Source organism: Streptomyces sp. NPDC051664 (assembly GCF_044453545.1).
GTDB lineage: Bacteria > Actinomycetota > Actinomycetes > Streptomycetales > Streptomycetaceae > Streptomyces.
Genome location: NZ_JBITCU010000011.1, coordinates 110,051 through 124,474 on the forward strand (window position 1 = coordinate 110,051; position 14,424 = coordinate 124,474).

General features: G+C 70.2%; 15 protein-coding genes. 9 read left to right on the plus strand and 6 right to left on the minus strand.

The genetic code is table 11. From position 1 onward, the window contains the following. Window positions 1-21: 21 nt before the first annotated feature. The 3 genes from ACIA8E_RS21640 to ACIA8E_RS21650 form a co-directional block, all read right to left on the minus strand. Complete coding sequence (locus tag ACIA8E_RS21640; RefSeq protein WP_399300624.1) at window positions 22-1,011, minus strand: glutathione S-transferase family protein; 990 nt, start codon at window positions 1,009-1,011, stop codon at window positions 22-24. After that, window positions 989-2,524: an MFS transporter gene (locus tag ACIA8E_RS21645; protein ID WP_399300627.1), complete on the minus strand. Its 1,536-nt coding sequence runs from the start codon at window positions 2,522-2,524 to the stop codon at window positions 989-991. The genes ACIA8E_RS21640 and ACIA8E_RS21645 overlap by 23 nt, the downstream gene beginning before the upstream one ends. A gap of 88 nt (window positions 2,525-2,612) precedes the next feature. Continuing rightward, window positions 2,613-3,059 (minus strand): hypothetical protein, encoded by a 447-nt coding sequence (locus ACIA8E_RS21650; RefSeq protein WP_399300630.1) that lies wholly within the window; start codon window positions 3,057-3,059, stop codon window positions 2,613-2,615. Between the two features lie 134 nt (window positions 3,060-3,193). Between ACIA8E_RS21650 and ACIA8E_RS21655 the strand changes: the two genes are divergently transcribed. The 3 genes from ACIA8E_RS21655 (at window position 3,194) to ACIA8E_RS21665 (ending at window position 4,939) form a co-directional block, all read left to right on the plus strand. Then, window positions 3,194-3,787 carry a helix-turn-helix domain-containing protein gene (locus ACIA8E_RS21655; protein ID WP_399300633.1) on the plus strand — a complete coding sequence of 198 codons (594 nt, stop codon included), beginning with the start codon at window positions 3,194-3,196 and terminating at the stop codon, window positions 3,785-3,787. Between the two features lie 14 nt (window positions 3,788-3,801). Beyond that, window positions 3,802-4,383 (plus strand): GNAT family N-acetyltransferase, encoded by a 582-nt coding sequence (locus ACIA8E_RS21660; protein WP_399300636.1) that lies wholly within the window; start codon window positions 3,802-3,804, stop codon window positions 4,381-4,383. A 67-nt stretch (window positions 4,384-4,450) separates the two neighbouring features. Then, window positions 4,451-4,939 (plus strand): glutathione peroxidase, encoded by a 489-nt coding sequence (locus ACIA8E_RS21665; RefSeq protein ID WP_399300639.1) that lies wholly within the window; start codon window positions 4,451-4,453, stop codon window positions 4,937-4,939. A gap of 157 nt (window positions 4,940-5,096) precedes the next feature. Here the strand turns inward: ACIA8E_RS21665 and ACIA8E_RS21670 are convergent, their stop codons facing one another. Then, window positions 5,097-6,323: an acyl-CoA dehydrogenase family protein gene (locus ACIA8E_RS21670; RefSeq protein WP_399300642.1), complete on the minus strand. Its 1,227-nt coding sequence runs from the start codon at window positions 6,321-6,323 to the stop codon at window positions 5,097-5,099. Between the two features lie 185 nt (window positions 6,324-6,508). Between ACIA8E_RS21670 and ACIA8E_RS21675 the strand changes: the two genes are divergently transcribed. Further along, window positions 6,509-7,159, plus strand: coding sequence for a TetR family transcriptional regulator (locus ACIA8E_RS21675; protein WP_399300645.1), 651 nt, complete (start codon window positions 6,509-6,511; stop codon window positions 7,157-7,159). Window positions 7,160-7,198: 39 nt separating this feature from the next. On the opposite strand, the gene def is transcribed toward ACIA8E_RS21675, so the two are convergent. Next, window positions 7,199-7,744 carry a peptide deformylase gene (gene def, locus ACIA8E_RS21680; RefSeq protein ID WP_355773077.1) on the minus strand — a complete coding sequence of 182 codons (546 nt, stop codon included), beginning with the start codon at window positions 7,742-7,744 and terminating at the stop codon, window positions 7,199-7,201. Window positions 7,745-7,858: 114 nt separating this feature from the next. Here def and ACIA8E_RS21685 point away from each other — a divergent pair, with 114 nt between their 5' ends. The 5 genes from ACIA8E_RS21685 to ACIA8E_RS21705 all read left to right on the plus strand — a co-directional run bounded on the left by ACIA8E_RS21685 (window position 7,859) and on the right by ACIA8E_RS21705 (window position 12,313). Continuing rightward, window positions 7,859-9,097, plus strand: a complete 1,239-nt coding sequence (locus ACIA8E_RS21685; RefSeq protein ID WP_399300649.1) for a MurT ligase domain-containing protein — start codon at window positions 7,859-7,861, stop codon at window positions 9,095-9,097. Window positions 9,098-9,131: 34 nt separating this feature from the next. Then, window positions 9,132-9,860: a type 1 glutamine amidotransferase gene (locus ACIA8E_RS21690; RefSeq protein WP_030921963.1), complete on the plus strand. Its 729-nt coding sequence runs from the start codon at window positions 9,132-9,134 to the stop codon at window positions 9,858-9,860. Window positions 9,861-10,000: 140 nt separating this feature from the next. After that, on the plus strand, window positions 10,001-11,026 hold the full coding sequence (locus ACIA8E_RS21695; RefSeq protein ID WP_030921961.1) for a 6-phosphofructokinase: 1,026 nt from the start codon (window positions 10,001-10,003) through the stop codon (window positions 11,024-11,026). A 111-nt stretch (window positions 11,027-11,137) separates the two neighbouring features. After that, window positions 11,138-12,088, plus strand: a complete 951-nt coding sequence (locus ACIA8E_RS21700) for a cytochrome c oxidase assembly protein (RefSeq protein WP_399300654.1) — start codon at window positions 11,138-11,140, stop codon at window positions 12,086-12,088. 66 nt (window positions 12,089-12,154) lie between these two features. After that, complete coding sequence (locus tag ACIA8E_RS21705) at window positions 12,155-12,313, plus strand: hypothetical protein (RefSeq protein WP_037822362.1); 159 nt, start codon at window positions 12,155-12,157, stop codon at window positions 12,311-12,313. Window positions 12,314-12,802: 489 nt separating this feature from the next. On the opposite strand, the gene ACIA8E_RS21710 is transcribed toward ACIA8E_RS21705, so the two are convergent. Continuing rightward, the gene (locus ACIA8E_RS21710; RefSeq protein ID WP_399300657.1) at window positions 12,803-14,311 is read right to left on the minus strand and encodes a glycoside hydrolase family 71 protein; all 1,509 of its coding nucleotides are present in this window, start codon (window positions 14,309-14,311) and stop codon (window positions 12,803-12,805) included. Window positions 14,312-14,424 lie beyond the last annotated feature (113 nt).

Consider the following 14,424-nt stretch of genomic DNA (forward strand, 5'->3'; position numbering starts at 1 on the left):
GCGTTCGACCGGTCCGCAGCCCTACTCGGGTGGGGTGCCGTCGCCGAAGGGCCGGCCGCCGAGCTGCTCCCGATGGTGCGGCGTCCGCCAGCCCGAGAGGTCGGGACCCAGGGGCACGATGCCGGTGGGGTTGATACCCGTGTGCACCCGGTAGTAGTGCTGCTTGATGTGGTCGAAGTCGACGGTGTCGCCGAATCCGGGGGTCTGGAACAGGTCCCTGGCGTAGGCCCAGAGCACCGGGATCTCGGTCAGTTTCGAGCGGTTGCACTTGAAGTGCCCGTGGTAGACGGCGTCGAAGCGCACGAGTGTGGTGAACAGCCGGATGTCGGCCTCGGTGAGCGTGTCCCCCACCAGGTAGCGCTGGTCCCTGAGGCGTTCGGAGACCAGGTCGAGTCTACGGAACACATCGTGGTACGCGGCTTCGTACTCCTCCTGGCCGCTGGCGAATCCGGCCCGGTACACGCCGTTGTTCACGTCACGGTAGACGCCGCCCATGACCTCGTCGATCTCGTCCCGTAGCCGTTCGGGGTAGAGATCGGGCGCTCCGGGCCGATGCAGCGCGGTCCACTCGGTCGCGAAATCCAGGGTGATCTGCTGGAAGTCGTTGGTGACGAGCTTCCCGCTGGGTACGTCCACGATCGCGGGCACGCTGACACCGCCGGAGTAGCCGGGTTCGCGCGCTTCGTACGCCTCGCTGAGATATGCGATACCGAGCAACGGGTCGCGGCCGCCCTCGTCCAGGGCGAAGCGCCAGCTGCGGTCGTCCTGGATCGGGTCGGCCACGGCGAGCGACAGGGCGTCCTCCAGGCCGAGGAGCCGCCGCGAGACGAGTGCCCGGCTCGCCCAGGGGCAGGCACGGCTGACGACCAGCCGGTAGCGGCCCGCCTCGACCGGCCATCCGTCGCGGCCGTCGGCCGTGATCCGGTCGGCGAAGTGGCTCCTGGACCGCTTGAACGGCTTGTGTCCGTACGCTGCGTTGCCGTCCGGCTCACTGCCGGTGGGGTGACTCATCGTGGTCTCCCTTCCAGTCGGACGGGCCGGGGTCGGACAGGCCGTGGGTACGTCTCGTGTTCCGCCGGGAGATTCCCACATCGGTCATCGCCAGGACGAGAGCGCCCAGCACGAAGGCGGCGGAGACGATGAGCCCGCTGTCGAACGCGGCCCTCCAGCCGGCGGAGGGAAGCCGCGCGAAGAAGACCGAGCCGACCGCGGCGATCCCGATCGCCGAGCCGACGCGCTGGCCGGTCTGGAGCGTGCCCGCGGCGCTCCCGCCGCCGACCACCGGCACCTGGGACAGGGTCAGGGTCAGGTTCGGGGCGATGACGAGGCCGCTGCCCACACCCGCCAGGAGCAGCGGGGCCGCCATCGCCCAGGCGACGCCGCTGCCCGGGACCAAGTGCACGGCGAACACGGTGGCGCCGAGTCCGACGACCACCATGGACAGCCCCACGGCGACCAGCGGTCGCCCGTAGCGGCCTACCATCCGGCCAGCTGGTCCGGCGGCGGCCGCCGCCCCCAGAGCGAACGGCGTGATGGCCAGTCCGGCCTGAAGGGCGGTGCAGTGCAGTCCGGCCTGAAGGTAGAGAGTGCTGATGAAGAAGATCGAGGTGAATCCGGCGAAGTACAGCAGGCTCAGCAGACAGCCCAGCCAGTAGGAGTGCAGCCGGAACAGCGACATGTCCAGGACGGGCATGGTTCCACGCCCGCCGCACCGGGCCTCCCAGCAGGCGAAGACGCCGAGCAGCACCACGGCCACGGCAACCAGCAGCCACTTCCCGTCGCCGGGCCACTGCTGTGCCTGGATGAAGGGCAGCAGCAGGGCCAGCACGCCCGCACCGAGGAGGAGTACGCCGACGGGATCGAGGTCCCTCGGCCGTACGCGGCCCGCTGCCGGTGTGTCCGGGAGGAGGCGCCGGGCGAGCAGGAAACAGACAAGACCGAGCGGCAGGTTGACGAAGAACACCCAGCGCCAGCCCCCCTCCCGTCCCGCCGCCTGGATCAGCAGCCCGCCCAGCAGGGGGCCGACGGCGGTCGAGATAGCGACCACCGTGCTGAACATGCCGAAGGCGCGGCCCCGCTCCTGGCCGGAGAACATCTGCTGGATCAACGCGGAGATCTGCGGCGAGATCAAGGCTCCGCCGAGGCCCTGAACCACCCGGGCGACCACCAGCCAGAAGCTGGACGGGGCGGCTCCGCAGGCCACCGACGCCAGCGTGAACACGGCCAGCCCCGCCAGGAACACCTCACGTCGCCCCCGGGCGTCGCCCAGCCGCCCGGCGGGGATGAGGAGGAGCCCGAAGGCGAGGGAGTAGCCGGACAGGACCCACTGCAGATCGGATTCCGGGCTCCGCAGGTCGTTACGGATCGACGGCAGGGCGACGTTGACGATGGACACGTCCAACAGCGTCATGAAGCCCGCCACCAGGCATACGGCAAGTGCCTGCCAGCGGCGGGGGTCGGGCGCCGGGGCCATCTCGCTCTCGCACCCCGCCGCGCCTCCCTGGGACGTTGCGCTCTCCGGCATGACTCGCACACTAGGCGGCGAGTCGCGATTCCTCATCCGCGACAGGGCCGACTGCCGTAACGCGTAACGGTCGCCGGGCACGGCCGGGTCAGGGCGCCGAGCCTTGGCCCGCTTCACGGTGCATGCCCGTGCACAGCGCCCAGACGATGAAGATGTTGATGGCCACCAGCGCCATGGCCCACAAGGGGTAGTACGGCACCCACAGGAAGTTGGCGATCGCGCCCAGCCCGGCGACCACCACACCGAAGTAGCGCGCCCACAGTGCTCCGGTGAGTACGGCGCAGCCGGCGAGGACGATGACGATGCCCAGAATGAGGTGGACCCAGCCCCAGCCCGCCAGGCTGAACTGGAAGACGTAATGACGCGTAGCGACGAACAGGTCGTCCCTGGCGATGGCCGCGATCCCCTCGAGGAGCGCCATCACTCCACCGAAGATCATCAGGGCTGCCGCGAGGACGGTGGTACCGGACGTGGGCCCATGCCATGGGGCGGGTCCGGCAGTGCCCGCTTTGGGTTTGGTGGCGTCACTGGCCATGTCGGTCTCCTTGGGTGGCAGGGCCATCCGGCCGAGCAGGCCGGACGGGCGCGATCCCCCGTCTCAGCGTGGCATGACGGACCTCCGTCGGCATTCCAGCCGATCCCACCCACGAGCTCTCTCACATCAGGGATATGATCTCTGATGTGAGAGAGCCTGAAGGGGTGGAACCGACGTCCGTCGATGCCCGGCTGGCCGCCCGGCTGGGTGAGCTCCGCACCGAGCACGTCTGGTCCCTGGACGAGCTGTCCCGGCGCAGCGGTGTCAGCCGCTCGACACTGTCGCGCCTGGAGCGCGGCGAGCTGAGCCCGACCGCCGCCCAGCTCGGGCGGTTGTGCACGGTCTACGAGCGGACGATGTCACGGCTGCTGACGGAGGTGGAGGCGGAGCCCCCGCAACTGGTGCGCGCCGCGCGGCAGCCGGTGTGGCGGGACGAGGCGTCCGGCTTCGTTCGCCGCTCGGTCTCGCCACCGCACGCCGGCCTGCGTGCCGAGATCGTCGAGGGGACGCTCGACGCGGGCGCAGGCATCGCGTACGAGCAGGCGCCGGTGCCTGGTGTGGAACAGCACATCTGGGTACTGGAGGGAACGGTGGAGATCACCGTCGAGAACACGGTGCACACCGTGCGCGAGGGCGACTGTCTGCGGTTCCGGCTGCGCGGCCCTTCGCACTTCCACTGCCCGGGCCCGGGCCCGGTCCGCTATGCCGTGATGATCGTTCTGCCGTGAAAAGGACCCGAGTCATGACCGAAGCCACTCACCTCGCCGCATCCACTCCCCGCATCGAGATCGTCCCCGTCACCGGACCCGAGCTGATCACGTACGCCGACGAGCTGGCCGCTCTCCTGGTGGAGACCGTGGACAGCGGTGCCTCGGTGGGGTTCCTGGCGCCGCTCGACCGCGGTGCGGCCGCCGACTGGTGGCGGGGGCGTGCCGCCGCGGTCGACGCGGGCGACCAGCGCGTCTGGATCGCCCGGGACGGCGAGCGGGTGGCGGGAACCATCGGCCTCAAGGCGGCCCCGTTGCCGAACGCCCGTCATCGCGCCGAAATCAGCAAGGTGATGGTGCGCCCGTCGATGCGGGGCCGGGGGCTCGGACGCTCCCTGCTGGCCGTGGCCGAGGGCGCGGCGGCCGAGGCCGGTCTGACGCTGCTGGTCCTGGACACCGAGACCGGCAGCGCCGCCGAACACCTCTACCGGGCGGCGGGATGGACGGAGTGCGGATCCATTCCGGACTACGCCGGCGACCCGGCCGGGACCCTGCAGCCGACCACGTTCTACTACAAGGCGATCCGGACGGCCGGGCAGTCGGCTTCGTGCCGATGAGGCCGCGGGCATAACAATGACCGGGCAAGCCGCTTGCACTGAACAAGACACTTACAAGGAGACCCTCATGACGCTGTACGACATCCCCCTCCACACGCTGACCGGCGAGCCGACCACCCTTGACGCGTACCGCGGCCAGGCGGTCCTGCTGGTGAACGTCGCCTCCCGGTGCGGGCTCACCCCGCAGTACGCAGGCCTGGAGCGGCTTCAGAAGACGTACGGGGACCGCGGCTTCACCGTGCTCGGTGTGCCGTGCAACCAGTTCGCGGGCCAGGAGCCGGGGAGCGCGGAGGAGATCCAGACGTTCTGCTCGACGACGTACGGGGTCAGCTTCCCGCTGCTGGCCAAGGTCGACGTGAACGGTGACGGACGGCACCCGCTCTACGTGGAACTGACGCAGCTCGCGGACGCGGACGGCGAAGCGGGCGACGTCCAGTGGAACTTCGAGAAGTTCCTGATCTCCCCGGCCGGCGAGCCGGTGGCCCGCATCCGCCCCCGCACGGAGCCGGAGGCCCCGGAGCTCGTGACGGCGATCGAGGCCCTGCTCCCCGCCTGACGGACAGCATTGTGCCGGGCGGGCCGAATTTTCAGCCCGCCCAGCACGATCTCAGCCGTCGGCGCGGCATCGAGCCCGTCCGGCGATCGAGGACGGTGCGGAGGCGGGAACACCGCAACCACCCCGGCTCCCCGCACCCCACCCACGCGGCACCGCGCTAGCGAATCGGCATGCCCGACAGCGTGCGCGCGATCACCAGGCGCTGGATCTCGCTCGTGCCCTCGAAGATGGTGTAGATCGCCGCGTCCCGGTGCATCCGCTCCACCGGGTACTCGCGGGTGAAGCCGTTGCCGCCGAGTATCTGGATCGCCTGCGCGGTGACCTTCTTCGCCGTCTCACTCGCGTACAGCTTGGACATCGAACCCTCGGCGGACTCGAACGGCTTGCCCGTGGTCGCCATCCAGGAGGCGCGCCAGACCAGCAGCCGGGCCGCGTCGATCTGCGTACGCATGTCCGCGAGCTGGAACGCGATGCCCTGGTTGTCGATGATCGGCCGGCCGAACTGGGTACGGGTCTTGGCGTAGTCGAGCGCGACCTCGTACGCCGCCCGGGCGGTGCCGACCGCCATCGCGCCGACCGCCGGGCGGGACGCCTCGAACGTGGCCATCGCCGCGTTCTTCACACGCTCGCCGCCGGACTGCGCCCGCTCACGGGCCCGCGCCATGCGCTGGTCCAGCTTCTCCGTGCCGCCGAGCAGGCAGTGCCCGGGGACCCGGACGTCCTCCAGGACGACCTCCGCCGTGTGCGAGGCCCGGATGCCGTGCTTCTTGAACTTCTGGCCCTGTGAGAGGCCCGGGGTGTTCGGCGGCACGATGAAGGAGGCGTGGCCCTTGGAACCGAGTTCTGCGTCGACCACGGCGACGACGACATGGACATTGGCGATGCCGCCGTTGGTCGCCCAGGTCTTGGTGCCGTTCAGCACCCACTCGTCCTTGGCCTGGTCGTACACCGCGCGGGTCCGCATGGAGGCGACGTCCGAGCCCGCGTCCGGCTCGGACGAACAGAAGGCGGCGACCTTCACATCGTTCGCGTCGCCGTACATCTGCGGGATCCAGGTGCCTATCTGCTCCTCGGTGCCGTTGGCGAGGACGCCGACGGCCGCCAGGCCCGTACCGACGATCGACAGGGCGATGCCCGCGTCGCCCCAGAACAGCTCCTCCATCGCCATCGGGATGCCGAGCCCCGTCGGGTCGAAGAACTGCTGGGCGTAGAAGTCGAGGGAGTAGATGCCGACCTTGGCCGCCTCCTGGATGACGGGCCAGGGCGTCTCCTCACGCTCGTCCCACTCCGCAGCGGCCGGGCGGATCACATCCGCGGCAAAACCGTGAAGCCAGTCACGGACCTGCTTCTGGTCGTCGTTGAGCTCGAGCGTGAACTCGGCCATGTTCCCCTCCATGCATTACCGTAAAAACAAGCCGTTACTTGCGGTAACGGCAGTCTGTTACCGACTAGTAGCCTGTGTCAACCGGTCAGGCTACGTTCGGCAGCACCGCTGGGCAGAGTGTTACGTTGCGCGTGCGTAACGGACTCGCATGGCCATATGCACGGCCAGGGGTGGGGAGAGGCGACATGGAGACCACACGACAGGCCGAGCGACAGCGGACCGCGGCCGAGCAGCGCCGCAGGGAGCTGCTGGAGGCCGCCGACCGCGTGGTGCTCAGGGACGGGCCCAAGGCGTCGATGAACGCCATCGCGGCCGAGGCCGGGATCACCAAGCCCATCCTTTACCGGCACTTCGGCGACAAGGGCGGCCTCTACCGCGCGCTCGCCAAGCGCCACACCGATGCCCTGCTGAGCGCACTGCGGGCAGCGCTCGACGCCCCCGCCGACCGCCGCCAGCGGGTCGAGGCGACGCTCGACACCTATCTGGCGGCGATCGAGGCCCGCCCGCAGGTCTACCGCTTCCTGATGCACCCGTCCGACGACGCGGCGCCCTCCCCCGAGCAGGGCTTCGACGTCGGGCGGCACTCCGCCCCGCTGCTGCGCCGGCTCGGCGAGGAGCTTGCCCTGGTGATCGCCGAGCGGGTGGACCTGGGGCCGGACAGCCAGGAGATGGCCCGCATCTGGGGCCACGGCATCGTCGGCATGATGCACGCTGCGGGCGACTGGTGGCTGAGCGAACGCCCTTGCTCACGCGCCCAGTTGGTGCGCAGCCTGGCCGATCTGCTGTGGGGCAGGGTGGCCGCCGTGGACGACCGGCCGGGCGGCCCCGGTTTCTGACGTCCGCCCGCTGAGATGCTGTCGCGCGCACGGTCACGGTCAGTCGGTACGCCCCCACGGCGCCCGGCGGGCCGCGCGCAGCGCCCTCGCCCGGCGCAGCCCGGTCAGCCGGTCCGTGTAGACGGAGCCTTCGAGGTGGTCGCATTCGTGCTGCAGACAGCGCGCGAACCAGCCGGTGCCGTCGACCCGTACCGGTTCCCCCTCGACGTTCACACCCTCGACCACCGCATGGTCGAACCGCGGGGTGGCGGCCTCCAGGCCGGGCAGCGAGAGACAGCCCTCCGGTCCGCGTACGGTGATGCCGTCCACCTCGACGAGTTCCGGGTTGACGAGATGCCCGAGGTGACGGACGTCCTCGTCGTCCGGACAGTCGTAGACGAACACCCGCAGCGGGACGCCGATCTGGTTGGCGGCCAGCCCGACCCCCTGCGCCGCGTACATCGTGGCGAACATGTCCTCGACCAGCCGGGCGAGCGAGGGCCCGAAGTCGGTGACCTCCTCGCAGGCACCGTGGAGCACCGGGTCGCCGAGCAGGGTCATGGCACGGACGAGTCCGGAACTGCCGGGGATCGGGCGGTTTCGCATGGCCGTAAGAGTACGTTCCACGTGACCTCCACGTTCCTGGTGGTGCCGTGGTGCGGTCGCCGTGCCGGACATCGATAGGCTGGGCGCGGACCGATGCAAGGAGGATCTAGGACGATGGCAGGCAACACGGAGCCGTTGTCGCCGCGGGCCAAGCTGGCGGTGACGGCGGGCAAGGCCGCTGCGGCGGTGTCGCGCGCTGCGGGGCGCGGCAGCGGATCGGTGATCGGCGGCCGGGTGGCGCTCAAGCTCGACCCCGACCTGCTGGGGCGACTGGCGCAGCACCTGGACGTGATCCTCGTGTCGGCGACGAACGGCAAGACGACGACGACCCGGCTGATCGCCGAGGCGCTGCGGGCCGCGGGCCCGGTTGTGTCGAACGCGCTCGGCGCCAACATGCCCGCGGGCATCACCTCCGCCCTGGCCGGTGGCTCGGACGCGAGGTACGGCGTGATCGAGGTCGACGAGAAGTACCTCGCCGGTGTCGCGCGGGACACGACGCCCAAGGTGATCGCGCTGCTCAACCTCTCGCGCGACCAGCTGGACCGCGCCGCGGAGACCCGGATGCTGGCCGAGAAGTGGCGTGAGGGGCTGTCCGGCTCGAAGGCCGTGATCGTCGCCAACGCCGATGACCCGCTGATCGTCTGGGCGGCGTCCTCCTCCCCCAACGTGGTGTGGGTCGCGGCCGGTCAGGCGTGGAAGGACGACGCCTGGTCCTGCCCGTCCTGCGGCGGTGTGATGCAGCGCCCCGGCGACGACTGGTTCTGCGGCGAGTGCGGTTTCCGCCGCCCCGCGCCGAGCTGGGTGCTGCACGGCGACTACGTCCTGGACCCGCACGGTTCGGCGTGGCCGATCCACCTCCAGCTGCCCGGTCGCGCGAACAAGGCGAACGCCACCAGCTCGGCCGCCGTCGCCGCCGTCTTCGGGGTGCCTCCACAGGTCGCGCTGGAGCGCATGTATCAGGTGCAGGCCGTCGCGGGCCGCTACGACGTGGTCACCTTCCTCGGCCGTGAGCTGCGGCTCCTGCTGGCGAAGAACCCGGCGGGCTGGCTCGAAACGTTTTCCCTGATCGACCCGCCGCCCACGCCGGTGATCCTCTCCGTCAACGCCCGTGGCGCGGACGGCACCGACACCTCGTGGCTGTGGGACGTCGACTACACCCAGCTCGCCGGCCACCCGATCTTCGTGCTCGGTGACCGCAAGCTGGACCTCGCGGTCCGCCTCGAAGTGGCCGGTCTCGACTTCCGGGTCTGCGAGAGCCTGGACGAGGCCGTGCAGCAGGCCCCGCCCGGCCGTATCGAGGTCATCGCCAACTACACCGCCTTCCAGGACCTGCGCCGCCGTGTCGGCAACTGACCCCGGCCCCGGCCACCTCCGGAGAGGACGAAGCATGAGCAACAACGGTCTGCGTCTGGTCTGGGTCTACCCCGACCTGCTGAGCACCTACGGCGACCAGGGCAACGCGCTGGTCGTGGAGCGCCGGGCCCGGCAGCGCGGTCTCGACGTGCAGCGCGTCGACGTGCGCAGCGACCAGCCGATCCCGACTTCCGGCGACATCTATCTGATCGGGGGCGGTGAGGACCGGCCGCAGCGGCTCGCCGCGGAGCGGCTGCGCCGCGACGGCGGTCTCAGCCGGGCCGCGTCCAACGGCGCGATCATCTTCTCGGTCTGCGCCGGCTACCAGATCCTCGGCCATGAGTTCATCAACGACCTCGGTGAGCGCGAGCCCGGTCTGGGGCTGCTCGACGTGGTCTCCACCCGCGGCGAGGGAGCCCGGTGCGTCGGTGACGTACTGGCCGACATCGACCCGCAGCTGGGCCTGCCGCCGCTGACCGGTTTCGAGAACCACCAGGGCGTCACCCACCTGGGTCCGACAGCTCGGCCGTTCGCCCGGGTGCAGTTCGGCCGGGGCAACGGCACGGGTGACGGCACCGAGGGCGCGTACAACGACACGGTCTTCGGTACGTACATGCACGGGCCCGTGATGGCCCGTAACCCGATGATCGCGGACCTGCTGCTGAAGCTGGCCCTCGACGTCAACGCGCTGCCGCCGACGGACGACCGTTGGTACGAGGCGCTGCGCGCCGAGCGCATCGCCTCGGCGACCCAGCCCGCATGACGGACGATTCGCTCAGCTGAGCGGAGTCCATCAGGCGGACGCCTGGTTCGGTCCCGCCACCCTGCGCCGGTAGGGTGGCGGGGATCCAACCGGACGACGTGGTCCGGTCGTCGGCCCACGTTGCAAAGGTTTCCCGGGCAATGCGAATTGGTGTGCTCACCTCCGGCGGCGACTGCCCCGGCCTCAATGCCGTCATCCGTTCCGTCGTGCACCGCGCGGTGGTCGACCACGGCGACGAGGTCATCGGCTTCCACGACGGGTGGAAGGGCCTCCTCGAATGCGACTACCGCAAGCTCGATCTCGACGCGGTCGGTGGCATTCTCGCCCGCGGCGGCACGATCCTCGGCTCCTCCCGGGTCCAGCCCGCACATCTGCGGGGCGGCGTCGAACAGGCCAAGGGCCATGTTGCCGATCTCGGTCTCGACGCGATCATCCCGATCGGCGGCGAGGGCACGCTGAAGGCGGCCAACCTGCTCTCCGAGGCGGGGCTGCCGATCGTCGGCGTACCGAAGACCATCGACAACGACATCGCGTCCACTGATGTGACGTTCGGCTTCGACACCGCGGTCGGTGTCGCCACCGAGGCCCTCGACCGGCTGAAGACCACCGCCGAATCGCACCAGCGGGTGCTGATCGTGGAGGTCATGGGCCGCCACACCGGCTGGATCGCCCTGCACTCGGGCATGGCGGCCGGTGCGCACGCCATCGTCGTGCCGGAGCGCCCCTTCGACATGGACGAGCTGACCGAGCTGGTCGGGAAGCGTTTCTCGGCGGGCAAGAAGTTCGCGATCGTCGTGGTCGCCGAGGGCGCCAAGCCGCGCGCCGGCTCCATGGAGTTCGAGCAGGGCACCAAGGACATCTACGGCCACGAGCGGTTCGCCGGGGTGGCCACCCAGCTCTCCATCGAGCTGGAGCAGCGCCTCGGTAAGGAGGCCCGCCCGGTGATCCTCGGCCATGTGCAGCGCGGCGGTACCCCGACCGCGTACGACAGGGTCCTGGCGACCCGCTTCGGCTGGCACGCGGTCGAGGCGGCGCACCGCGGCGAGTTCGGCATGATGACGGCGCTGCGCGGCACGGACATCACGATGGTGCCTCTGGCCCAGGCCGTGGAGACGCTGAAGACGGTCCCGGCCGAGCGGTACGCCGAGGCCGAGTGCGTGCTCTGAGCAACACCGGACCCTGCCGACTGCCCCCGGCCGCAGCTGCGGCCGGGGGCAGTTCTACTCTGGTCGGGACAACCGGCACGAAACGGGGACGTCCCCAGCGGGAGTGAACAGATGGATCACAGCGGGCACGGCATGAACATGGATCTGCCGCCGTTCACGCTGGGACGTGGGCTCCCGTTCTCCGCGGACCCGTTCTTCCTGATCGGCTGCGTCCTGGCGCTCGGCCTGTACGGGTACGGCGTGCTGCGGCTGCGCAGACGCGGCGACAGCTGGCCGGTCGGCCGGACGGTCTTCTTCGTCATCGGCGTGCTGACCATCGCCCTGGTCATGTGCACCAGGCTCAACGACTACGGCATGGTCATGTTCAGCGTGCACATGGTGCAGCACATGGTGATCAGCATGCTCTCGCCGATCCTGCTGCTGCTGGGCGCCCCGGTGACACTGGCGCTGCGCGCCCTGCCCGTCGCGGGCCGGGGCCGGAAGGGCCCACGCGAGCTGCTGCTCATGCTGCTGCACAGCCGGTACATGAAGATCATCACGCACCCGGTGTTCACCATCCCGCTCTTCATCGCCAGCCTGTACGCGCTCTACTTCACCCCGCTGTTCGACTTCCTGATGGGTTCGAAGACCGGGCACCTCGCGATGATGGTGCACTTCCTCGCGGTCGGCCTGGTCTTCTTCTGGCCGATCATGGGCGTCGACCCGGGCCCGCACCGGCCCGGCTATTTGATGCGGATGCTGGAGCTGTTCGCCGGAATGCCGTTCCACGCGTTCTTCGGCATCGCGCTCATGATGGCGACCTCGCCGATGGTGGAGACGTACAAGCATCCGCCGGCCTCGCTCGGCATCGACGCACTGAGCGACCAGAACTGGGCGGGCGGCATCGCCTGGGCGTTCAGTGAGATCCCTTCGGTGCTGGTGCTGATCGCGCTGGTCTTCCAGTGGTACCGGTCCGAGCAGCGGACGGCGAGGCGCACGGACCGTGCCGCCGACCGGGACGGCGACCAGGAGCTGAAGGCGTACAACGCGTACTTGGCCTCGTTGCAGGCGCGCGGACAGTAGCGGTGGACGCACCTTCCGGGTGACGATGGGGTCCACGGCCGCGCGGCCGACAAGGAGGGTGCGCGCATGTCCGGATCCACGAAGACGATGGGGATGCTCACCGTAGGGGCCCTGGTGGCGGTCACCGCCTACACAGTGGCGCTGGGGAGCAACGGCTGGCTCTGGTTCGGCTGGGTGGTGCTCGGGCTGATCACCCTGGGGATGGCCGCCACGCGCGACACCTGAGCGGAAACCCTTTTCCGGTGCGACGGGCGGGCCCGGCAGGGCTGGGACGACCCGTCCGGCCGAGAGGCAGCGCCCCATCGGGATCCCGGCCGGCACCTTCGCCCCGATCCCGGGGCGTCGTCCCGTGCGCGCAGCGCGTCACGCGGGCCGCTTCCTCGAAGCAGGTGTCGGGCAGCGAACCCGATCCGCTCCGCGCCCAGGGCGCCGCGAGACAGTTCCGGCGTGGCACGTACGGTCGACGGCATCGGTTCCGCGTGGCCGTCGGTGGTCCCGGCGCGTCGCGTGGCTGCCAGGTGAGCCGGCCGCGCCGGTCCCGTCGTAGGGGACCGGCTGTGCGGCCGCCCCGGAACGCTCCGGTGCGAGGGAGCCGTACCGACGGCTGTCGTCACCAGCCGTTCGCACCGACAGCACGCCCCCATGCCTCATGAGCGGCATGGGGGCCGTCGAGCGGGGCCGGACGGTGGGCCCTTTCGGAAGCTTTCGAGGAGTTCATCGGCCACTGGAGACCGCGTAGTACTGAAGGTCCTGCACGGTGACCGTACGCCGCGCCGGAAAGCGGGTCGTGACGGCGGCGGCGGTACCCCCCGCGCGGCGCACCACGGCCGCGGCGCGACCGGGGCTCAGCGGCAGGTCCTGGGCGTACACGCCGACGGGAGCACGGTAGGTGTGGGGCACGGTGCCCACGCGCGCGGAGACCGTGGCGGGCGCGGTCAGGAAGGTGAGCACCTCCACCCGGTCGCGCGGGGACGCGGTGCCCGGACGCGGGCGCATCAGTCGGGGCTGAAGCGGTGCACTGCCGGCATCCGTGAACTGGATGCGGGAGGTGACGTACACGGTGTCGCGGACGATCTGCGGCCAAGCTCCGGTCTTGAAGCGGGTGAGGTAGTAGGAGGAGATGTCCAGATACGTGTGGCCGTTGTGCAGTGAGGGGGCGAACTGGCTGCTTTCCGAGTAGTCGTTCCAGGTGGTGAGCTGCACCCAGTCCGCACCGTCGGAGATGGCGTGGTTCCAGGTCGACCGCAGGGTGGCGGTGTTGCCCGCCTCGTCGTAGACGCCCTGGTTGGGTCGGGCGTCCTGCACGGACACGGCCTGCATCCACTTCTTTCCCAGGGAGTGGGCGAGCTGGATGTCGCCGGGAACGTTGTCCTGGCGGGTGTAGCTGCGGTTGCCCCAGGACGAGAAGGTGTGGCTGATCGGCGCGAACCTCTCGGCGTTGGCGCGGAAGTCCAGGAAGACCGGGACGAGCGCGGTGCCGATGCCGTGGTCGCGCAGGCGCGCGATGACTTGACCCCACCAGGCGGGGTCCTCGGCCTCGGCCTTGAACGGGGAGACCACGAGGCGTCCGTCGGCCAGCCGGTATGCGGACGGGGACGCGGCAAACCGGGCCAGCTGGTCGGCGAGGGTGCGCGGGTCGGTGTGCAGGGAGGTCATGTCCGGCATCAGCACGATCCGGAAGCCCGGATCGACGCGGTGCGCCGCGCGCAGCAGCATGTCGACGCGCTGCCGGTTGGTGCCGGTCAAGGAGAGAATGTCGACAGTGAATCCGTCGAGGCCGGCGTCCCGGGCAGTCCGCACCTCCCGCTCCAGGTTGGCGAGTCGCCAGTCGCCGCTGGACGGCTGCACGGGCAGCGGCCGGTCACGCAGCAGTCCTCCGTAGGCCCCGTGCCTGCCCTGCTCACCTTGCGGCGTGAGGTAGTTGCGGGCGTAGTAGTCGTGCTCGGCGGACTGGTTGTCGAGGGAGAGCGGATACGGCGGAAAGTAGTGCGCGAAGACCATATGCCGACCGTCGCGGAGCACATCGGCGGTCGGCAGGTCGAAAGGAAGCGCCTCGGCGCCCGTTCGCTCGGCTCGGGTCGCGTCTTCCCGGTCACGGGCCAGCCCGGTACCGGCGATCAGTCCGATCAGCAGAAGGCCGAACAGGGCACCTAGTGCGGCGCGTCGCCGCCGGCCCGACGGCCTTCGGTGCTCGTACGTTCGATGAGGGGGATGATCCGTCATGGGTGTCCTCCGCGGACTCCGGTGGGCCGCCGGTGGGGACTCTAGTGCACGTGCGGCCCATTGTCCGGCGAAACGTCACCAGGCGGGCATTTCCGGCGGCCACCGCTGTCCCG